Below are 20,468 nucleotides of genomic sequence, written 5' to 3' on the forward strand. Positions count from 1 at the left end.
CCTGAACTACCTGCAGTCGAAACCGCTCAGCGTACTTCGCCATGAAAAACACCCCAAAGGTTGGATCGGTGTCCAACTTTTGGGGTGCAGTTCACCGGTTCGCACCGATCGGGCTGTTTGCTGTCCGGCTGCCGGGAGGCATGCCTCCCGGCCCCGTTCAGCGATCCACCGGCGCCTGCACGCGCGCCTTCCACTGGCCGCCCTTGCCGCGCCAGTAACGCCACGCGGACGCGAACGTCGCACCCACATAGAACAGCGCGACGAGCGGCAGCGCGGGCGCCCACAGCGGCGAGCGCCGGTAGTAGCGCAGCATCGGCGCATACGCGGCGCACATCGACGCCCACGCGAGCCAGGCCGGCCATGCACGCGCGCCGTAGGCGAGCGCGACGACGGGCGGCACCAGATAGATGATCGTCATCCCGAGCAGCGTGCCGGCCAGCAGCAGCGGCGAGTAGTGCAGCTGCGTGAATGCGGTGCGCGCGATCATGTTCCAGATGTCGCGCCAACTGTCGTACGGGCGCAGCGACACGCTGCGATCGGCGAGATCGAGCCGGATCGGATGGCGGCCGCTGCCGCGGTGCTTGATCTGCGCGGCGAGGCTGCAGTCGTCGATCAGCGCGCCGCGAATCGATTCGATGCCGCCCGCTTCTTCCAGCGCCGTGCGCTTCACGAGCATGCAGCCGCCGGCCGCACCGGCCGTCCGGTTGCGCGGGTTGTTGATCCACGAGAATGGGTACAGCTTCGCGAAGAAGAACACGAACGCCGGAATCAACGCCTTTTCCCAGAACGAGTCGCAGCGCAGCCGCACCATCAGCGACACGAGATCGCGACGCTCGGCCTGCGCGCGCGTGACGAGTTGCGCGACGGCGTCGGGCGGATGGCCGATGTCGGCATCCGTCAGCAGCAGGTAGTCGGCCGGCAGGCCGAGCGTCTGCACGGCCGCGATCCCCTGCGACTGCGCCCACACCTTGCCCGACCAACCGGCCGGCAGCGGCTTCGCGGTCAGCACCGTCAGCCGGTCGGCGCGGTTGATCGCGAGCGCGGCCGCGCGGGCCGCGTCGGCGGTGCCGTCGTCGCTGTGGTCGTCGACGATGATCAGATGGAATTCGCCCGGATAGTCCTGCTCGAGCAGCGAAGTCGCCGCGCGAGCGATCACGTCGGCTTCGTTGCGCGCCGGCACCACGGCCACGACGGCCGGCCAGCCCGCCTCGGCCGCCTCGCCGCGAGCCTCGGGCGGCAGCGGCCGCGCGGGCTGCGCGCGCCAGAAGCCGCCGCGCGCGACGAGCAGCACGATCCAGATCACCAGCGACAGGCCGGACACCAGGAAAGCAAGCGCCAGCATCATCGGCCTGCCTCCTGCCGCCCGCCGGCCGGGTAGGAATTAATAGGGGTCGGGAACAAAACGCCCGAAACCGCACGGGCGGAAGGGCAATACGCGTAAGAATCGACGGTCATCGAATGGCCTTGAAATGAGCGCGACGCCGGGCAGCCGGAGCGGCCGCCCGCGAAACCGCGTAGTTTACTGGGTTCCGCGCCCGCCAGCGCCGACGCGGCTCTCCCGCAATTGCAACGGTGCCGACACAGCACCAAAGCACGGACGGCCCGATAGGGTTAAAATGCGCGATTAATTCGGGGTTCCGGGGCCTGGCCGGCCGGTTCGTTCCTGCCTTCATAACATCAAGCCGGGGCGAGCGAGCGAGTGCCAGCTCCTCGAACCCCGGCGTCTGTCGTCGGAGTTCGCTCACCTATGCGAGTCATCCTTGCCCAGCCCCGCGGCTTTTGTGCGGGGGTTGTCCGTGCGATCGAGATCGTCGATCGCGCGCTGCAACAGCACGGTGCGCCGGTCTATGTGCGTCACGAGATCGTGCATAACCGGCATGTCGTCGAAAATCTGCGTAATAAAGGGGCACGATTCGTTGAGGAGCTCGACGAGGTGCCGCACGGCGCTGTCGCGATCTTCAGCGCGCACGGTGTCGCCCAGACGGTCGAGCGCGACGCGCAGACGCGCGGGCTCGACGTGCTCGACGCAACCTGCCCGCTCGTCACGAAAGTGCACGTGCAGGGGCGCCAGTACGTCGCGGCGGGCCGCCGGCTGATCCTGATCGGCCATGCGGGCCACCCGGAAGTCGAGGGCACGATCGGCCAGATTCCGGCCGAGGTGATCCTCGTGCAGAGCGAAGCCGAAGTCGATACGCTGACGCTGCCCGTCGATACGCCGGTCGCGTACATCACGCAGACCACGCTGTCGGTCGACGACACGCGCGGCATCATCGAAGCGCTGCAGCGCCGGTTCACCGACCTCGTCGGCCCGGACACGCGCGACATCTGCTATGCCACGCAGAATCGCCAAGCCGCCGTGCGCGAGCTGAGCGAACAGGTTGACGTGCTGCTCGTCGTCGGTGCGACGAACAGCTCGAACTCGAACCGCCTGCGCGAGATCGGCACCGAAAGCGGTGTGCCGAGCTATCTCGTCGCCGACGGCTCGGAAGTGAAGGCCGAATGGTTCGCGGGCGTGCAGACGGTCGGCCTGACCGCCGGCGCGTCGGCGCCCGAAGAAATGGTCGAGGATGTAATCAGCGCGCTGCGCGCGCTGGGGCCCGTCGATGTCGCGACGATGGCGGGCCGTGAAGAAAAAGTCGAATTCAAGTTGCCGGCGAAGCTCACGCAAGCTGTCGCCCGCGAAGTTTAAGGAGGACATCCCTTGTCTATTCCGCTGCTCCAGCAAGTCCGTGTCGGCGCCTACATCGTGCGCCAGCACCTGTCCGGCAACAAACGCTATCCGCTCGCGCTGATGCTCGAGCCGCTGTTCCGCTGCAACCTCGCGTGCAACGGCTGCGGCAAGATCGATTATCCGGATCCGATCCTGAACCAGCGCCTGTCCGTCGAGGAATGCCTGCAGGCCGTCGACGAGTGCGGCGCGCCCGTCGTGTCGATCGCCGGCGGCGAGCCGCTGCTCCACAAGGAAATGCCGGAAATCGTCAAGGGCATCATGAAGCGCAAGAAGTTCGTGTACCTGTGCACGAACGCGCTCCTGATGGAAAAGAAGATGGACGACTACCAGCCGAGCCCGTATTTCGTCTGGTCGGTCCACCTCGACGGCGACAAGGACATGCACGACCATTCCGTGTCGCAGGAAGGCGTGTACGACAAGGCGGTCGCGGCGATCAAGGAAGCGAAGCGCCGCGGCTTCCGCGTGAACATCAACTGCACGCTGTTCAACGATGCGATCCCCGAGCGCGTCGCGAAGTTCTTCGACACGCTGGGCCCGATCGGCGTCGACGGCATCACCGTGTCGCCGGGCTACGCGTACGAGCGCGCGCCGGATCAGCAGCACTTCCTGAACCGCGACAAGACGAAGAACCTGTTCCGCGAAATCCTGAAGCGCGGCGAAGGCGGCAAGCGCTGGTCGTTCAGCCAGTCGTCGCTGTTCCTCGACTTCCTGGCCGGCAACCAGACGTACAAGTGCACGCCGTGGGGCAACCCGGCGCGTACGGTGTTCGGCTGGCAGAAGCCGTGCTACCTGGTCGGCGAAGGTTACGTGAAGACCTTCAAGGAACTGATGGAAACGACGGAGTGGGACAACTACGGCGTCGGCAACTACGAGAAGTGCGCGGACTGCATGGTCCACTGCGGCTTCGAGGCGACGGCCGTGATGGACACGATCTCGAACCCGCTGAAGGCGCTACGCGTGAGCCGCAAGGGCATCAAGACCGACGGCCCGTTCGCACCGGACATCTCGATCGCGAAGCAGCGTCCGGCCGAGTACGTGTTCTCGCGCCACGTCGAGATCAAGCTCGAGGAAATCCAGCGCGCCGGCAAGGGCAAGCTGCAGAAGCCGGCGAAGTCGGCAACGGCCGCTTAAGTCGCGCGTTGCGCCGCGAGAGGGTTCGCGCCTTCGCAGCGGCTGGAATCGAAAAAGCGCCACGGAGTTCATTCGCTCCGTGGCGCTTTTTGTTTTGACGGACGCCGTGTGACGCGCAGCGCTTGCGCCCTGCGTGCGAGGCCCAGCGTCGGTTGCCTAGCTGCGCGACTCCGCCGCGGCGATCAGTTGCCAGGCGGTCGGGCCCGGATCGAGCAGCGGGTCGGACGGCGGATCGAGATCGTGCGGATGCGCTTCCTCAGACGGCAACGTCTGCGCTTTCGCAATGCCGATTTCGTCGCCGCATACGGTGCATCGATAGATGCCCGCCACCGTCACCTTGCTGCCCGGCGGCAGATTCTCGCTGAATGCGCGGCCACTTCCGCACGTGAAGTAGCCGCCGCTCCTGTATAGCGCCATCGCTCCTCCTGACCGAAACGAATGCGTTCGCGCCGACACGCATGCTCGTCGCAAACGCGAGGATGGATCGTCGTCCGGACACGCCGGGTTCCAGTCATGGCATTAGACGGCGCGCGGCCGCGCGATGGAATCGGACGCGTATGAAACACGGCCCGTGGGCAGCCACTCAATGCAGAACGGCCGGCTCCCGCATCTTCGCCGCGGCCTGCGCGACGAGCCCCGGCTGTTCGGCAGAGGCGAACGTGCAGACATGACGCCACAGCTCGGCCAGCCGATGCCGCGTGAGCGTCGCGACGCACGCGTCGTTCGCGGCGAGCACGCGTTCGAGTACCGCGCATTCGTCGTCGTGCAGCGTCCATGCCCCGCTTTGCGCGGCGCGCGCCACGCTCGCGTCCAGCACGCGCTCCGCGTCGACGCACAGGTCGATGGTCGCATCGGGAGAGACCGCATCGTCGAGCGCGAGGAACACCAGATACACGCTCGTGCGCAGCCGCATCAGCAGCGTTTCGCTCCCGTGCTCGCCGCGCAGCGCGACCAGCGCCATATGGCATTTCAGCGAGATGTCGCGGGCATGCGCGGGCGGCAGCGGCAGCAGCCATTCGCGCGTCAATGGCGGATGGCGACGACCTTTTCGGGCAGCCTTCATGATTCGCCCCCGCTCGCGGACACGTCGCCCTTCGCCGATCCCGGCCACGCGCCACGGCACACGACGGCGCCGCGGCCCGCGTCGCGCAGGGCGTTCGCCCGGCGTCGCATGCCGTGTACATCGGCGCGCCGTCGCGTCGAGCCCGCTTCCGGCAGCCTGCGTATCGCCGACGCACGCCACACGCCGGACAATCGGTTGGGGCATGCCATGTTCGTCTCCTGCATCAAAACGTGTTCTCGCCCTTCAGGTAGTACGCGGTTTTCACGAAGAACGCCTTCACCGGATGGCCGGTCTGCGCGTCGCGGGCCGCCCGCGCTTCCATCGCGGCCTTCTCGTCGCGCCACCGGTCGGGCATCGGGTTGTTCACGCGCGCGAGGGCGCGCTGCATCGCGAGCGGATAGTTCTGGTTGCCGGCCGTCGTCGCGCGATAGCCTGCGCGCGTCATCTGCATCAACTGCACATCGGTCTCGGCACGCGCCGCCGACCAGGTCAACGGCGCGGCATGCGGGGTGTCGCCAGCGCCGATCGACTGCGCAAAACCGACGGCAGGCAGCGCAACCAGTGCGCAGGAAAGAACAGCAACGGGAACGAGGGATCGCATAATGGCCTCCAGATGGTTGTCTCCGCATCGATCCATCATCGATGCGTTGAAATCATCGTATGTCGGGCCGCATCCCGCTTGAATAGCCGAATCCGCAATTGTTATTTTCAGGTGCGGCATTCGGCGTGCGCACCGCGTCATTCGCGAATCCCGCCGGCATGGAATTTCTTTATTTCATTCAATGACCTGATCGGATTTTTAGCGACGATCCGGTGGGGCGCTCACGCCGCTCTTTCAATTTTCGAAATGACGTGTTGCCGGTGCGATGCCGGCCAGCGCGCCCGCCCGCAAGGCTCCGGCGTGATATCGCGCACGCGGATCGCGCCGAAACGATCTCAGCGGATCGGCCGATTCTCCTGATGCAGGACAAATCATCCGCATCGACTTGCCGGATCGAGACACGACGCAAGCGGCGAGGACGCGCGATAATCACGCATCGGTCGTTTCGCACGGCATCTCACGCATTTCCCTTTTCAATCGAGTCCCTCCATGGCTGCCCTCGACATTACCGCCATCGACAGCTGGCACGCGCACGTCTATTTCGATGCGGCGAGCCGCGACGCGGCCTGGGCGTTTCGCCAGGTCGTCGACGCGCGGTTCGGCGCGGTCATCGAACTCGGCCGCTTTCACGAACGCCTCGTCGGCCCGCATCCGGCCTGGTCGTACCAGATCGCGTTCGACGCCGCCCGATTCGACGACATCGTGCCGTGGCTCGTGCTGAACCACGGCGCGCTCGACATCTTCCTGCATCCGAATACGCACGACGAACTGCGCGACCATCGCGATTGCGCGGTGTGGATCGGCAAGTCGTATGCGCTCAATCTCGACGCGCTGGCCGGCTGAGGGCCGACGTCCGACCGCGTTCGCCGCGGCGGGGCATCCACGTTTCGGGGCGACGTGAAACGTCTCGCGACGGTACGCCCGTACAGTGGTTTCCGTGATCGACTTCCGGAAACCCGCCATGACACCCGCAGACACCGACGCCGACGCCCGGCGTATCCATGAGGACTGGCACGCCGCCGTCGTCGCTCGCGACCTCGACGCACTGATGTCGCTGTATGCCGACGACGCGGTGCTCGAAACCCCGCTCGTCGTCGCCACGCTGCCCGCGCACGGCTCCGGCGTGCTGCACGGCAAGGCCGCGATCGGCGCATTCTTCGCGGCCGGCCTGCGCAATCCGGACAACCCGCTCGGGCGCTGGTACCGGACCGGGCTGTTCTTCTCGAACGGTCGCCAGCTCGTCTGGGAATACCCGCGCGCAACGCCGGACGGCGATCAGGTCGATCTCGTCGAGGTGATGGACCTGCGCGACGGGCTGATCGCGCATCATCGCGTGTACTGGGGATGGGTCGGGTTCAGCGCGCTGCGCGGCGCCGCGCGCCGGTAGCGCCTACTCCGGCCGACGCGCCACGCACGGGGCGTCACCCGCTCGACGCCCCGTGCGCTCACGCGACATACATCGCGACACTGACGAACTGACACAGGCTGCCGGCCAGCACGAAAAGATGCCAGATGCCGTGCCCGTGGCGAATGCGTTCGTCGTTGATGAAGAAGTAGATCCCCGCGCTGTAGATCACGCCGCCGGCCACGAGCCATGCGGTGCCAATCGGCGGCAGCGCATGGATCAGCGGACGCACGGCGACGAGCGCGAGCCAGCCCATCAGCACGTACAGGATCATCGACAGCAGGCGCGTGCGGCGCCCGAGCGTCAGCTCCTGCACGATGCCGAACACGGCGAGCCCCCAGCTCACGCCGAACAGCGACCAGCCCCACGGGCCGCGCAGCGTGACCAGCGTGAACGGCGTGTAGCTGCCGGCGATCAGCAGGTAGATCGCCGAATGGTCGCATTTCTGCAGGATCGCCTTCAGGCGCGGGTTGCGCACGCTGTGATACGCGGTCGAGATCGCGTAGAGCAGGATCAGCATCGCGCCGTACACGCTGAAGCTCACCACCTTGTACGGGTCGCCTTCGAGCGCGCCCATCGTCACGAGCGCGACGAGGCCGGCCACCGACAGCACCGCGCCGACGAGATGGGAAATGCTGTTGAAACGCTCACCGGCATGCACGACGTGTTCTCCTGCGGGGCCATCGGGAAAAGAGGGAGCCCTATGATACCGGCGGCCGGATATCGCCGTGCTGCGCCCGGGCAAACGGCTGGCGCGCGCCGTGCGAGGCGCGCCGCCGGCCCGCCAAAGAAAAAGCGCCGCGACATTCGTCGCGGCGCTTCCCTTTCGATCACCGGACCGATTCGTCAGGTGATTGCAACGGCCCGGGTCAGCAACACTTCCCGGCACCCGACCCGTAGCGCGCATTCTGACGCTCGCGAAAGAATTCCTCATACGTCATCGGCTCGCGGTCCGGATGCGTTTCGCGCATGTGCGCGACGTAGGTATCGTAGTCGGGCAGGCCGACCATCAGCCGCAACGCCTGCCCGAGGTAACGCCCCGCGCTGCGCAGGTCGCTGCCAAGATCGCTGAACATCGCGGCCTCCCCTTAACGTCCGCTGCCGAGCGCCTGCGCGGCCGGCATCGCTTCGTACGGCGTCTCGCGCACGGTCGGCTTCGACTCGCGGCGCGCGCGCAGCACGGCGATCACGCCGTACACCGCGATCGCCACGACGACGAAGATGAACAACCCGGCCAGCGCCGCATCGATGTAGTCGTTGAAGATGATCCGCTTCATCTGCGCGATCGACTTCGCCGGCGCGAGCACCTTGCCTTCGTCCACCGCGGCCTGCAGCTTCGCGGCGTGCGCGAGGAAGCTGACCTTCGGGTTCGCGTCGAAAATCTTCTGCCAGCCGGCCGTCAGCGTGCAGATCAGCAGCCACACGGTCGGCACGATCGTCACCCACGCATAGCGCTCGCGCTTCATCTTGAACAGCACGACGGTGCCGAGCACCAGCGCGATCGCGGCGAGCATCTGGTTCGAGATGCCGAACAGCGGCCACAGCGTGTTGATGCCGCCGAGCGGATCGACCACGCCCTGGTACAGGAAGTAACCCCACGCAGCCACGCACAGCGCGGTGGCGACGAGGTTCGCCGGCAGCGATTCGGTGCGCTTGAGCGCCGGGTGGAACGTGCCGAGCAGATCCTGCAGCATGAAGCGGCCCGCGCGCGTGCCGGCATCGACGGCCGTCAGGATGAACAGCGCCTCGAACAGGATCGCGAAGTGATACCAGAACGCCATCATCGCTTCGCCGCCGATCACCTGGTGCAGGATGTGCGCCATGCCGACGGCCAGCGTCGGTGCGCCGCCCGCCCGCGCGATGATCGTCGTTTCGCCGACGGCTTTCGCGGTCTGCGTCAGCATGTCGGGCGTCAGCACGAAGCCCCATTGCGTGACGGTGCTGGCGACCGCTTCCGGCGTCGAGCCGAGCACGGCGGCCGGCGCGTTCATCGCGAAGTAGATGCCCGGCTCGATCACGCACGCGGCGACCAGCGCCATGATCGCGACGAACGATTCCATCAGCATCGCGCCGTAACCGATGAAGCGCGCGTTGGTTTCGTTGTCGATCAGCTTCGGCGTCGTACCCGACGAGATCAGCGCGTGGAAGCCCGACACCGCGCCGCACGCGATCGTGATGAACAGGAACGGGAACAGGTTGCCCGACCACACCGGGCCCGTGCCGTCGACGAACTTCGTCAGCGCGGGCATCTTCAGTTCCGGTGCGACGACCAGGATGCCGATCGCGAGGCCGAGGATCGTGCCGATCTTCAGGAACGTCGACAGGTAGTCGCGCGGCGCCAGCAGCAGCCACACCGGCAGCACCGACGCGACGAAGCCGTAGCCGATCAGGATCCACGTGAGCTGCGTGCCGCTGAACGTGAACCACGCGGCGAGCGTCGGCGAATCGTGCACCTGCTGGCCGAACGCGATCGACGCCATCAGCAGCACGAAGCCGATGATCGACACTTCGCCGATGCGGCCCGGACGGATGTAGCGCGTGTAGACGCCCATGAACAGCGCGATCGGAATCGTCGCGGCGACGGTGAACGTGCCCCACGGCGAATTGGTCAGCGCCTTCACGACGATCAGCGCGAGCACCGCGAGGATGATCACCATGATCAGGAACGCGCCGAACAGCGCGATCACGCCGGGCACCGTGCCGAGCTCCATCTTGACGAGATCGCCGAGCGAACGGCCGTCGCGGCGCGTCGAGATGAACAGCACGATGAAGTCCTGCACCGCGCCGGCGAACACGACGCCGGCCAGGATCCACAGCATGCCGGGCGTGTAGCCCATCTGCGCGGCGAGCACGGGGCCGACCAGCGGCCCGGCGCCGGCGATCGCGGCGAAGTGATGGCCGAACAGCACGTACTTGTTGGTCGGCACGTAGTCGAGGCCGTCGTTGTACTTGACCGCCGGCGTCATCCGCAGCCCGTCGAGCTGCATGACCTTGCTGGCGATGAAACGGCTGTAGAAGCGATACGCGATCAGATACACGCAGACTGCGGCGATCACGATCCAGAGGGCACTGACGCGCTCGCCGTGCGCGAGTGCGATCGTGCCGAATGCGAACGCGCCGAGTAGCGCGACCGCGATCCAGAGCAGGGTACTGGAAGCCCGATTCATGGCGTCTCCTGGTCTCCAATGTGTTTTTGAGTGGATGCGGCGAGGGCCGAACCCGCGTGACGTCGATGCGTCGTGCCGCAGCCTCGCGGAGACTGCGGCGATGGGCCGTAGTATTCCGCGCGACGGGGGCCGCTTACAAGCGGACAACTACGTATGACGATCTACGTAGAATTACGTAGATCGTTGGCGCGTGCGCGCCATCGGGCGACGATTGCCCGCGACCCGCGAGCCACGTACAGTATTTGTCTGCCTCCATTCCGGAACCGCCATGCCGATCGCATTTCAGAAGATGAACGCGAATGGCGATGACTTCGTCATCGTCGACCTGCGCGGTCGGAAACACGATCGCGCGCATCCCGTCGACGGCGACCTCGCGCGGCGCATGGGCGATCGGCATCGCGGCATCGGCTTCAACCAGCTCGCGGTGATCTCGGACGGCGACGACGCGGCCGCGCGCGTCGCGTTCTGGAACCCCGACGGCTCGGCGCTCGATACCTGCGGCAGCGCGACGCGCGGCGTCGCATGGAAGCTGATGCGGGAAACCGGCGCGGCGTCGATCGTGCTGCGCACGAATCGCGGCCGCCTGCATTGTTCGCAGGATGCGGACGGGCTGATCAAGGTCGAGATGGGCGCGCCGCGGCTCGGCTGGCAGGACATACCCTTCGCCGAAGCCGCCGACACGCTCGCGCTGCCGCTGCCGGGCACGCCGGCCGCCTGCAGCATGGGCAATCCGCACTGCACGTTCTTCGTCGACGATCCCGACACGCTCGACGTCGCCGCACTCGGCCCGGCGATCGAAGCACATCCGCTGTTTCCGCAGAAAACCAACGTCCATTTCGTGCGGGTCATCGATCGCACGCACATTCGCCTGCGCATCTGGGAACGCGGCGGCGGCGTGCCGCTCGGTTCCGGTTCGTGCTCGTGCGGCGCGGTGGTCAACGGCATCCGGCGCGGGCTGCTCGACGATACCGTGCGGGTGACCTGCGACGGCGGCGACGTCGCCGTTCACTGGGACGGCGCCGGCAGCGTGTTCCTGAGCGGGCCCGTGACGGTCGGCTTCAGCGGAGTGTGGCCGTCATGACCGACGACGCACAAACCTTCCACGCGCTGCGCCCGCGCCTGCAGAAGATCGCGTACCGGATGCTCGGCTCCGTCGCGGATGCCGAGGACATCGTGCAGGACGTGTGGCTGCGCTGGCACGACGCGGCGCGCGACAGCATCGAGAACGCCGAGGCGTGGCTCGTCGCGGTCACGACGCGCACGTCGATCGATCGCCTGCGCGCGGCGAAGATCCGGCGCGAGCACTACACGGGTATCTGGCTGCCCGAGCCGGAGCTCGGCGAATCGCCCGCGACGCCCGAGGAAATGACAGAGCGCGCGAGCGACGTATCGGTCGCGTACCTGCTGTTGCTCGAACGGTTGACGCCGGAAGCGCGCGCGGCGTTCCTGCTGCACGAAGTCTTCGAATTCGACTACGACCGGATCGCCGACGCGATCGGCAAGACCGAAGCCGCGTGCCGGCAGCTCGTCAGCCGGGCCCGCGCGCGGCTGCGCGACGACGCCCCGCCGCGGCACGCGGTGCCGCATGAAACGCATCGCCGGCTGCTGCAGACGTTCACGCATGCGCTCGCGCAAGGCGACTTCCCGTCGATCCAGGCGTTGCTCGCCGAAGACGCGATGCTGATCGGCGACGGCGGCGGCCACGTCCAGAGCTTCCCGAAACCGATGGTCGGCGGCCGGCGCATCGCTCAACTGTTCTATGCGACGTGGTTGCGCTGCGGCAGCGGCGTCGAAATGCGGCCGGTCGTGCTGAACGGCGAGTGGGCGATGCTGCGCTTCATCGACGGACAACTCGAATCGGCGATGTCGTTCGACACCGACGGCACGCGCATCGGCCGGATTCTCGTGCAGCGCAACCCGGAGAAGCTCGCCCGGATCGCGAGCGCCTGCGCCGCCGGCTGACGCGCGCATCGCCGCGCGCCGGCGCCGGCCGCGCTCGCCGTCGAGCCCGGATTGGTGCAGCGCGCGCAACACGATGCGTCCCTGTACGTGGCTACCGCGCCCCGGTGCACACTCCTAAGATGATTTCGCGCGGCGCCCTGCCGCCCACGACGCCCGCGCAACGCGGGCCAGCCTCTTCGTCGCCAGGAGAAATCATGACGCAGCGTCTCAACTACATTCAACAGTCGCCCGAGCTGTTCCGGAAATTCCTCGAACTCAGCAACCTGCTGCGCAACAGCGCGATCGAGGAATCGATCCGCGATCTCGTGTCCGTCCGGGCGTCGCAGATCAACGGCTGCGCGTTCTGCCTCGACATGCACGTGAAGGAAGCGCGCATCCACGGCGAGCGCGAACTGCGCCTGCATCATCTTGCGACGTGGCGCGAATCGACGCTCTTCTCGCCGCGCGAGCGGGCCGCGCTCGCGTGGACCGAAGCGCTGACGACACTGCCCGCGCACGGCGTGCCGGACGACCTCTACGACCGCGTGCGCGGCCAGCTCTCGGAAAAGGAATTGTCGGACCTGACGTTCGAAGTGATGGCGATCAACGGCTGGAACCGCGCGAATGTCGCGTTCCGGACCGTGCCGGGCTCGTCCGACAAGGCCTTCGGTCTCGACAAGGCCAATCTCGCCTGACGGCCGCGCCCGACGGCAGGCCACGCCCCTCCCTCGCTGCCGGCCGTCGGCCGGCGGCCCACCGGAAGCCACCACCATGATTCGCATGAAACACGTGCTCGCGACCGCGCTCGTCGTCGCGGGCGCCGCGACCGGCGTCGCCCGAGCGGCGCCCTCGGCCATCGTCACGCCGCTGATGACGAAGCCGCTCGACGCGTACCCGGGCAAGGAAGCCCTGATGATCTCGGTCGAGTATCCGCCCGGCGCGGTCGACCCGGTCCATCGCCACCACGCCGACGCGTTCGTCTATGTCGTCGAGGGTTCGATCGTGATGCAGGTGAAGGGCGGCGAGCCCGTCACGCTGAAACCGGGCCAGACCTTCTACGAGGGCCCGAACGATCTGCACACGGTCGGACGCAACGCGAGCCGGACGCGGCCCGCAAAGTTCATCGTGCTGCTGTTGAAGGACAAGGGCGCGCCCGTGCTCGTGCCGGAAAAATAACCGGCTCGCACGCCGCCGCGCCCTTTTTTTGAAAAAATGCGGCGGGCAGTGTCACAGGCGGCAGCGCTGAACCGTCTAGTCGCATACGGACACCACGATTCCAGCGCCCCCATGCCCGACACCTCCATTCGCCGCCCCGATGCCGACGATCCGTTCGCGCGCAGCTTCTCGACCTGCTATGCCGGCGTGGTCACGTTCCTCGCCGTCGTCACCGAGGGCAGCTTCGCACGCGCGGCCGATCGCCTCGGCGTCGGCCGCTCGTCGGTCAGCCGCCACGTGCAACGGCTCGAGGACCGGCTCGACGCCCGCCTGTTCCAGCGCACGACCCGCAGCATGTCGCTGACGCGCGAAGGCGAGCTCTTCTACGAAAACTGCCGGCCCGGCATCGAGCACCTGGCGCAGGCGCTCGAGGACATGCGCGAGCTGCGCAGCGGCCCGCCGAGCGGGCACCTGCGCATCGGCTCGACGCCCGGCTTCGGCCGCAAGGTCGTCGCGCCGCTGCTGCGCGATTTCCATGCGCGCTATCCGGACATCACGCTCGACCTGCTGTTGAACGACCGGCCGGCCGATTTCTCCGCCGACCGCATCGACGTCGCGTTTCGCGACGGCCGCATGGAGGACAGCGCGATCGTCGCGCGCCGGCTGATTCCGATGCAGATGATCGTCTGCGCGTCGCCGTCGTACGCGCACCGGCACGGCCTGCCGCGCCACGTCGACGACCTCGCGCGACATCGCTGCATCAACCTGTGCACCGCATCGGGCCGCGTGACGGAATGGGAATTCAGGATCGACGGGCTGACGCAGCAGCGCCAGCTCGCCGCGCATCACACGTTCAACGACATCGATCTCGTCGTGCGCGCGGCGCTCGACGGCCTCGGCATCGCGCAACTGCCCGCGTACCAGGTGTGCGACCTGCTCGCCGACGGCCGGCTGGTGAGCTGTCTCGGCCAGCACGCGCCGGACGACGGCGGCCACTATCTCTGTTACCTGAGCCGCAAGCACCTGCCCACGCGCATCCGCGTGTTCATCGACTACATGATCGAACAGACGCGTGCGCGCGACCTGCAGTGCCTGACGACGATGACGACGATGGCGCCGCTGGAGACCGTCGATTGATGCATGCACGACAACACGGTGAGGGCCTGCCGGACCCTACCGGATCGGGCGGCGCATGCCTACGATGCAGGCTGTTCGACACGCATCCGGATCCGGCAAGGCGCCGTTCGGCAAGGTCCGGGCCCGATCGCGCGAACGCGATGAGCGCCGGTTTCGGCAGATTCAAGCGGCGCGCATGTCGCGCGCCCGTTCAAGGAGAGCAATCGTGAAAATCGTCGTGATTGGTGGTACCGGCCTCATCGGCAGCAAGGTCGTCAGGAACCTGATCGCACGCGGCCACGACGCGGTGGCGGCGGCGCCGTCGACCGGCGTCGATACGATCACCGGCGCGGGACTGGACGACGCGCTCGCCGGCGCGGAGGTCGTGGTCGATCTCGCGAATTCGCCGTCGTTCGAGGAAGCGGCCGTGAAGGCGTTCTTCGAGGCGTCGGGGCGCAACCTGTTCGCCGCGGAGCGCGCGGCCGGCGTGCGCCATCACGTCGCGCTGTCGGTGGTCGGCACCGACCGGCTGCAGCAGAGCGCATATTTCCGCGGCAAGATCATCCAGGAAAACCTGATCCGCGAAGCAGGCGTGCCGTACACGATCGTGCGCTCGACGCAGTTCTTCGAATTCGTCGGCGCGATCGCGCAGGCCGGCGCGCAGGGCGATACGGTCCGGTTGACCACCGCGCACTTCCAGCCGATCGCATCGGACGACGTCGCGGCCGCCGTGACCGACTTCGCGCTCGACGCGCCGCGCAACGGCATCGCCGAAATCGGCGGCCCCGAGCGCGTACGGATCGCCGATCTGGTCGAGCGTTTCCTGTCGGCGACGCACGACGCGCGCACGGTGACGCGCGACGCCAGCGCCGACTACTTCGGCGCGGTGCTGCAGGACGACACGCTCGTGCCGGCAGCCGGTGCGCGCCTCGGCGCGACGACCTTCGACGCGTGGTTCCGGCAGAACGCGCTCGCGCGCTGAACGCCACAGCCGGATCACGCACGCCATGACGCCGCTGCGCCCGCCGCCGCTCTCGCTGCTCGACCGGTATCGCGGACGAGAACCGCAGACGCTGTACTCGACGACGGTGACCGTCACGGGCGGCGCGGCGGAGCATGGCCGCGCATCGGGCGTCGCGCGTTCCGACGACGGGCGGCTCGATGTCGAGCTGCGCCTGCCGTCCGCGCTCGGCGGGCCCGGCGACGGCCCCAATCCGGAGCAGTTGTTCGCCGCCAGCTATGCGGCGTGCTTTCATGGCGCGCTGAGCCTGCTGGCCGCACGGGCGGGGGTGTCGATCGCCGGTGCCTCGGTGTCCGCATCGATCGACTTCTGCCGCGATCCGATGGACGGACTGTTCATGCTGAACGCGAACATTCGCGTGCGGCTGCCGGGCGTCGAACGCGCGGTGGCGGAAGAACTCGTCCGCAACACCGAGCGTTTCAGTCCGTATACGAAGATGGCGCACGAAGGGATCAGCCACGTGGTGGCGCTGGCGCCGACGGACGATGCGCACGAACGCTAAACGGCACGCACGTTCAACCCATCATCTTCACGAGAAAGTCATGCAGTCATTCGACAACAAGGTGGTCCTCATTACCGGCGGCGGCGCCGGCATCGGGCTGGCAGCGGCCGTCGCGTTCGCACGCGAAGGTGCGCGCGTCGTCATCACGGGCCGCCGCGAAGATGCGCTGTCCGCCGCCGCGCGCAGCGCGCCCGGTATCGACTACGTGGTCGCGGACGCCGGCGATCCGGCCGATGCCGCGCGCACGATCGACGAAGCGGTCGCACTCGCGGGGCGGCTCGATGTGCTGGTCAACAATGCGGGCGCAGGTGCAATCCTGCCGCTCGGGTCGGCGACCTTCGAAGCGATCAGCGCGATCTTTTCAGTCAATACGCTCGGACCGTCGATGCTCGCGACCGCCGCATTGCCGCATCTGAAAGCAGCCCGCGGCAGCATCGTCAACGTGTCGAGCACGTTCGGACACAAGGCCGCTGCGCTGCTGTCGCACTATGCAGCGAGCAAGGCCGCGCTCGAGCATCTGACGCGCTGCTGGGCGCTCGAGCTCGCATCGGCGGGCGTACGCGTGAACGCCGTCGCGGCGGGCCCGACGGAAACGGACTTCCTGTCGGAACGGATGAAGCTGTCGACGCCCGACATCGAAGCAATCAAGGCGCAGGAGCGCACGCGCATTCCGCTTGGCCGACGCGGCGAGCCCGCGGACGTCGCGAACTGGATCGTGTCGCTCGCGTCGCCGCTGGCGGCATGGATGACGGGGCAGGTGATCACGGTCGACGGCGGGCTCGACGCAACCTGACCGTCGCGAGGACGCGCGGCACGCGACGTACGACGCGTGCCGCGCGAAGGGGCAAATCAGTGCTTTTCGTCGAGCTTCTTCGGCTTCGGCGGCGACGGCACCTTCGCGTACTGGAACGCCGGCGTGGCCTTCAGCGCCTCCTTCGTCGCGCCCGGCAGGTAGATGTTGCCGTTGCGCACGTCGAGCGACGCGATCGGCACCGCGACGTCGTGCGCGGCCACACCGAGGAAGCCGCCGGCCGACACGATCGCGGCCGACACCGAGCCGTCCGGCGCGACGATCAGGTCGCGCACCTTGCCGACTTTCTGGTTTTCGTCGTTGTAGACGGTCTTGCCGAGCACGCTCTTCTTCACGCTCCAGCCTTCGAGCAGCGCCTGCGATTGCTCGACGGTCACGCTGATCGGCTGCGCGCCCGCGATCTGCGCATGCGCGCTGATGCTCGACGCGAGGACGGTTGCTGCGATGAGGGTCTTGTAGAACTTCATATGCGTTGCACTCCGGTTCGGTTGTTGTGGATTCCGGGAACGAAGCGGCGCGGGCGCAACGGCTGATCGGTACGCACCCCGCGGATGGACGCCCCACAGATGGCCGCCCCGCGGATGGCCGCCCCGCGCTTCGTCGGTCGCATGGCGGCCGGCCGCGCCGCCATTGCGTGTGTGCGTGGCGGACCGGCATGGCCGGGCCGCAGCGTGCAACACGGAGTTCATGGTAGCGGCAATTGGCGGATCGTGCGTTCGGCGTGCGACGTGGCCGGTGGGGCAAACCGGATCAGGATCAAGGACCACGCAGAACAGCGGGGCGCGCGGCGCGAAAATAAAGGCGCCGCGGCCTGTCGATCAGGACGCCGTCGCTGACGCGCCGCCGATCGTCGCAGCGCCGCGAATGACGCGGCGGACGCCGGGACGCGACGCGGTATCACGCATTCCGCGAATACACCCTGCGATGCCGCACCGCCTCCGCCAGCACATCGAGCACCGGCTCCGTCTGCGTCCAGCTCAGGCACGCATCGGTAATCGACACGCCGTACTTCAGCGGCACGCCCGGCTTCAGGTCCTGCCGCCCGGCTTCGAGATGGCTTTCCACCATCACGCCGACGATCCGGTGCTCGCCCTGCCCCAATTGCCGCGCGAGGTCCTGCGCGACCTCGATCTGCCGCTCGTGCGACTTGTTCGAGTTCGCATGCGAGCAGTCGACCATCACCTGCTCGCGCAAGCCGGCCTTGCGCAGCACCGCGCAGCACGCCTCGACATGCTCGGCATCGTAGTTCGGGCCGTTCTTGCCGCCGCGCAGGATCACATGCGCATCGTCGTTGCCGCGCGTCTCGAAAATCGCGGCCATCCCCATCTTCGTCATCCCCATGAACGCATGGCTCGCCGCCGCGGCGACGATCGCGTCCGATGCGACCTGCACGCCGCCGTCGGTGCCGTTCTTGAAGCCGATCGGGCAGCTCAGCCCCGACGCGAGCTGGCGGTGGCTCTGGCTCTCGGTGGTGCGCGCGCCGATCGCGCCCCACGCGATCAGGTCGGCGATGTACTGCGGACTCAGCAGGTCGAGGAATTCGGTCGACGCCGGCAGGCCGAGCGCGTTGATGTCGAGCAGCAGTTGCCGCGCGGCGCGCAGCCCTTCATTGATGCGGAAGCTGCCGTCGAGGCGCGGATCGTTGATGTACCCCTTCCAGCCGACCGTCGTACGCGGCTTCTCGAAGTACACGCGCATCGTGATCAGCAGGTCGTCCTTCAGCGCATCGGCGGCGACCTTCAGCCGGCGCGCGTAATCGAGCGCCTGGTCGTGATCGTGGATCGAGCACGGGCCGACGACGAGCAGCAGCCGGTCGTCGCGGCCGTGCAGGATGTCGCCGATCGCGCGGCGCGTATCCTCGACGAGCGTCTGCGTGGCGGCCGGCACCGGCAGCTCGTCGAGCAGCAGCGCGGGCGAAATCAGCGGACGCACGGCGCCGATGCGGACGTCGTCGATGCGGGTGGTGTCCTGCGTCGCGTCGGCGCTGCCTACCTCGCGATCGTGGGAAGGATTGTCGAGGTTCTGCATGGTGATTCTCCGGGGGACGTCTGTCTGGAATGATGGGCAGGCTCGATTATGGCACCCGGACGAGGTGGCAGCGGGGTACGGCGACGCAGTGCGGGCGGCGGCCGCGGCAGTCACGCGACCGACGTCAAACGAGACAAAAAAAGGCGACCCGTAAACGGGTCGCCCGCCGTTCGCCGCGTTGCGCGGCAGCGGCTAGTGCAGCGTCTCGGGCGCGAGCGAATTGCTCGGCAGCAGCGACGTCAGCCAGCAATTGTTCGGCGCGGCTTTGCCGTTGAAGCGGTCGTAGAGCCACGGCAGCATGCCCGCCACCCACGGCACGATCGCGCCCACGTGTTCGAGCGGATACTCGGTGTACGTGACCGCCGTGCCGCTGGCGCAGAATTTCTGCGCCAGCGCGCGCACGTCGTACGCGAGCATCACGCCGTCGCCCACCTGGCTGCCGAACGTGCCGTCCAGCGCGCCCGCGGTGCCCTGGCCGATGAACATCGGGATCGTCGGCGACGCGGCCAGCCCCGCATTCACCTTGTTCGCATAGGTGACGTACACCGGAATGCTGTTGATGTCGTTCGCGTATTGCGGCTTGAACAGCGTGCCCCAGCGCAGGCCCGTGTACTTCGGCAGGATGTACGCGAGCGACTGGCTCTGGATGTCCTTGAACACGGCGACGCCCGTCTCGCTGAGGTACGGCGTCAGGTCGAAACCGTAGCCACGCGACAGCCCGGCCAGTGCGGCCGCGGCGACGCCGCCCCACACGATGCTGCCGTCGACGTAACGCAGGTTGTGCGCCGGATCGACCAGCACGCCGCCTTCCGCCGCACCGACGAGCTGCCGGTTGACGTCGGGCGCATAGCTCGGCGCGAGTTGCGCGGCCCAGTTGGTCGCGATCGCGCCGCCGGAATAGCCGATCATCGCGACCTTGCTCGACGGACTCAGCCCGGTCGACGGCGTATTGAGCGCGGCGCGGATCGAATCGAGCGTCGTCATCCCGTATTCGGGGCCGGCCGCGAAATCGGCCGTCTGGCCCTCGGTATCGGGCACGATGACGTTGTAGCCGAGCAGCAGCAGCGTCGCCAGCGGGATCGATTCCGCGCTGTACAGCAACGTGCCGACGTTGATGACCTTGGTCACGTCGCGATCGCCGGCGATCACCTGCGACGGCTCGTCGTACGGGTTCAGCGAATCGTAGGCCGACTGGTACGAGATCGCCCGGCCGTTGCTGACCGGGCTGCGGATCACCGACGTCACGTTGACGACCGGCTGGTTCAGCGCGTTGTGGGTGCGATACAGCAGCTGCTGCGCGGTCACCGCGGTCGGCATGCCGGCCACGTGATAGGTGACGTTGCGGGTCTTGACCACGGTGCCCGGTGGAACCGATGCCAGCGGCGTGGTGCCGGTGTATGTGTAGAACGGATCGGAAACGGCCGGTGCGGCGGCGCCGGCCGGCGGTGCGGCGACGGCCAGTGCGGCCGACACCGCGGCCGCGGCCATCATGAAACGTCTGGAGGACATGGGTGGAGGCCCCTGGGATAACCTGCTGCATCGAAGGAAATTCGGCGGTGTTGCAGACCATCTCGATTGCCGCTTCAACGGCGTTTCCGTGCCATCGACTGTCTCCTGTAAGTGAATGATCCGGTTTGTTCCGATTCTGTAATTTGGTAGGACTGCAAAGCTGATTCATTGAAGCACAACGCGAATGCGTTCGAGATGCGTTTTCGACTGTTTGAAGGTAAACGTCTAAACCGGCTTGCCACGCGAGGCGAGCGCCCCGGCCGTTCGGCCGAATGTTCGCGTTCGAG

Annotated in this window: 22 protein-coding genes; 12 read left to right on the forward strand and 10 right to left on the reverse strand. The window is 67.3% G+C overall.

Features of this window, described 5'->3' with window-relative positions; translation table 11 throughout:
• Positions 1 to 157: 157 nt before the first annotated feature.
• Positions 158 to 1,345, reverse strand: a complete 1,188-nt coding sequence (locus DFS13_RS16770) for a glycosyltransferase (protein ID WP_006494339.1) — start codon at positions 1,343 to 1,345, stop codon at positions 158 to 160.
• Positions 1,346 to 1,747: 402 nt separating this feature from the next.
• Between DFS13_RS16770 and ispH the strand changes: the two genes are divergently transcribed.
• Positions 1,748 to 2,689 (forward strand): 4-hydroxy-3-methylbut-2-enyl diphosphate reductase, encoded by a 942-nt coding sequence (gene ispH, locus DFS13_RS16780; protein WP_006485062.1) that lies wholly within the window; start codon positions 1,748 to 1,750, stop codon positions 2,687 to 2,689.
• 12 nt (positions 2,690 to 2,701) lie between these two features.
• On the forward strand, positions 2,702 to 3,862 hold the full coding sequence (hpnH, locus tag DFS13_RS16785; protein WP_006480287.1) for an adenosyl-hopene transferase HpnH: 1,161 nt from the start codon (positions 2,702 to 2,704) through the stop codon (positions 3,860 to 3,862).
• Positions 3,863 to 4,018: 156 nt separating this feature from the next.
• Here the strand turns inward: hpnH and DFS13_RS16790 are convergent, their stop codons facing one another.
• The 3 genes from DFS13_RS16790 to DFS13_RS16805 all read right to left on the reverse strand — a co-directional run bounded on the left by DFS13_RS16790 (position 4,019) and on the right by DFS13_RS16805 (position 5,526).
• Positions 4,019 to 4,279: a hypothetical protein gene (locus DFS13_RS16790; protein ID WP_006485063.1), complete on the reverse strand. Its 261-nt coding sequence runs from the start codon at positions 4,277 to 4,279 to the stop codon at positions 4,019 to 4,021.
• Between the two features lie 166 nt (positions 4,280 to 4,445).
• Positions 4,446 to 4,925, reverse strand: a complete 480-nt coding sequence (locus DFS13_RS16795; protein WP_006485040.1) for a hypothetical protein — start codon at positions 4,923 to 4,925, stop codon at positions 4,446 to 4,448.
• A 223-nt stretch (positions 4,926 to 5,148) separates the two neighbouring features.
• A complete protein-coding gene (locus tag DFS13_RS16805; RefSeq protein ID WP_006485009.1) occupies positions 5,149 to 5,526 on the reverse strand; it encodes a hypothetical protein in 378 nt (125 codons plus the stop codon).
• Positions 5,527 to 6,015: 489 nt separating this feature from the next.
• Here DFS13_RS16805 and DFS13_RS16810 point away from each other — a divergent pair, with 489 nt between their 5' ends.
• Positions 6,016 to 6,369 carry a DOPA 4,5-dioxygenase family protein gene (locus DFS13_RS16810; protein ID WP_006494334.1) on the forward strand — a complete coding sequence of 118 codons (354 nt, stop codon included), beginning with the start codon at positions 6,016 to 6,018 and terminating at the stop codon, positions 6,367 to 6,369.
• A gap of 118 nt (positions 6,370 to 6,487) precedes the next feature.
• On the forward strand, positions 6,488 to 6,913 hold the full coding sequence (locus DFS13_RS16815) for a nuclear transport factor 2 family protein (RefSeq protein WP_059722168.1): 426 nt from the start codon (positions 6,488 to 6,490) through the stop codon (positions 6,911 to 6,913).
• 58 nt (positions 6,914 to 6,971) lie between these two features.
• On the opposite strand, the gene DFS13_RS16820 is transcribed toward DFS13_RS16815, so the two are convergent.
• From DFS13_RS16820 to DFS13_RS16830, 3 genes are all read right to left on the reverse strand, one after another.
• Entirely contained in the window at positions 6,972 to 7,592 is a 621-nt protein-coding gene (locus tag DFS13_RS16820; protein ID WP_006494332.1) for a hemolysin III family protein, read from the reverse strand.
• 208 nt (positions 7,593 to 7,800) lie between these two features.
• Positions 7,801 to 8,007, reverse strand: a complete 207-nt coding sequence (locus tag DFS13_RS16825) for a YbdD/YjiX family protein (RefSeq protein ID WP_006480280.1) — start codon at positions 8,005 to 8,007, stop codon at positions 7,801 to 7,803.
• A 12-nt stretch (positions 8,008 to 8,019) separates the two neighbouring features.
• Positions 8,020 to 10,098 carry a carbon starvation CstA family protein gene (locus DFS13_RS16830; protein WP_034203154.1) on the reverse strand — a complete coding sequence of 693 codons (2,079 nt, stop codon included), beginning with the start codon at positions 10,096 to 10,098 and terminating at the stop codon, positions 8,020 to 8,022.
• Positions 10,099 to 10,366: 268 nt separating this feature from the next.
• On the opposite strand from DFS13_RS16830, the gene dapF reads away from it, so the two are divergent.
• From dapF to DFS13_RS16870, 8 genes are all read left to right on the forward strand, one after another.
• Complete coding sequence (dapF, locus tag DFS13_RS16835) at positions 10,367 to 11,179, forward strand: diaminopimelate epimerase (protein WP_069352742.1); 813 nt, start codon at positions 10,367 to 10,369, stop codon at positions 11,177 to 11,179.
• Entirely contained in the window at positions 11,176 to 12,060 is an 885-nt protein-coding gene (locus DFS13_RS16840) for an RNA polymerase sigma-70 factor (RefSeq protein ID WP_111441897.1), read from the forward strand. Before dapF ends, DFS13_RS16840 begins: the two co-directional genes overlap by 4 nt.
• Before the next feature lie 194 nt (positions 12,061 to 12,254).
• Positions 12,255 to 12,734, forward strand: a complete 480-nt coding sequence (locus DFS13_RS16845; RefSeq protein WP_006485066.1) for a carboxymuconolactone decarboxylase family protein — start codon at positions 12,255 to 12,257, stop codon at positions 12,732 to 12,734.
• Positions 12,735 to 12,810: 76 nt separating this feature from the next.
• The gene (locus tag DFS13_RS16850) at positions 12,811 to 13,215 is read left to right on the forward strand and encodes a cupin domain-containing protein (protein WP_077021408.1); all 405 of its coding nucleotides are present in this window, start codon (positions 12,811 to 12,813) and stop codon (positions 13,213 to 13,215) included.
• 111 nt (positions 13,216 to 13,326) lie between these two features.
• Positions 13,327 to 14,331, forward strand: a complete 1,005-nt coding sequence (locus DFS13_RS16855) for a LysR family transcriptional regulator (RefSeq protein WP_006485021.1) — start codon at positions 13,327 to 13,329, stop codon at positions 14,329 to 14,331.
• 205 nt (positions 14,332 to 14,536) lie between these two features.
• Entirely contained in the window at positions 14,537 to 15,292 is a 756-nt protein-coding gene (locus tag DFS13_RS16860) for an SDR family oxidoreductase (RefSeq protein WP_012493629.1), read from the forward strand.
• Positions 15,293 to 15,317: 25 nt separating this feature from the next.
• Positions 15,318 to 15,833, forward strand: a complete 516-nt coding sequence (locus tag DFS13_RS16865) for an Ohr family peroxiredoxin (protein WP_006485024.1) — start codon at positions 15,318 to 15,320, stop codon at positions 15,831 to 15,833.
• Between the two features lie 40 nt (positions 15,834 to 15,873).
• Positions 15,874 to 16,626, forward strand: a complete 753-nt coding sequence (locus DFS13_RS16870; RefSeq protein ID WP_111441898.1) for an SDR family NAD(P)-dependent oxidoreductase — start codon at positions 15,874 to 15,876, stop codon at positions 16,624 to 16,626.
• A 56-nt stretch (positions 16,627 to 16,682) separates the two neighbouring features.
• Here the strand turns inward: DFS13_RS16870 and DFS13_RS16875 are convergent, their stop codons facing one another.
• The 3 genes from DFS13_RS16875 to DFS13_RS16890 form a co-directional block, all read right to left on the reverse strand.
• Positions 16,683 to 17,111 (reverse strand): PRC-barrel domain-containing protein, encoded by a 429-nt coding sequence (locus DFS13_RS16875; RefSeq protein ID WP_077021410.1) that lies wholly within the window; start codon positions 17,109 to 17,111, stop codon positions 16,683 to 16,685.
• Positions 17,112 to 17,541: 430 nt separating this feature from the next.
• Positions 17,542 to 18,672: a 3-deoxy-7-phosphoheptulonate synthase gene (locus DFS13_RS16885; RefSeq protein ID WP_059722176.1), complete on the reverse strand. Its 1,131-nt coding sequence runs from the start codon at positions 18,670 to 18,672 to the stop codon at positions 17,542 to 17,544.
• A gap of 192 nt (positions 18,673 to 18,864) precedes the next feature.
• A complete protein-coding gene (locus DFS13_RS16890) occupies positions 18,865 to 20,181 on the reverse strand; it encodes a lipase family protein (RefSeq protein ID WP_048988830.1) in 1,317 nt (438 codons plus the stop codon).
• Between the last annotated feature and the right edge of the window lie 287 nt (positions 20,182 to 20,468).

Origin of the sequence: Burkholderia sp. 28_3 (genome assembly GCF_003253915.1) — a bacterium.
GTDB lineage: Bacteria > Pseudomonadota > Gammaproteobacteria > Burkholderiales > Burkholderiaceae > Burkholderia > Burkholderia cenocepacia.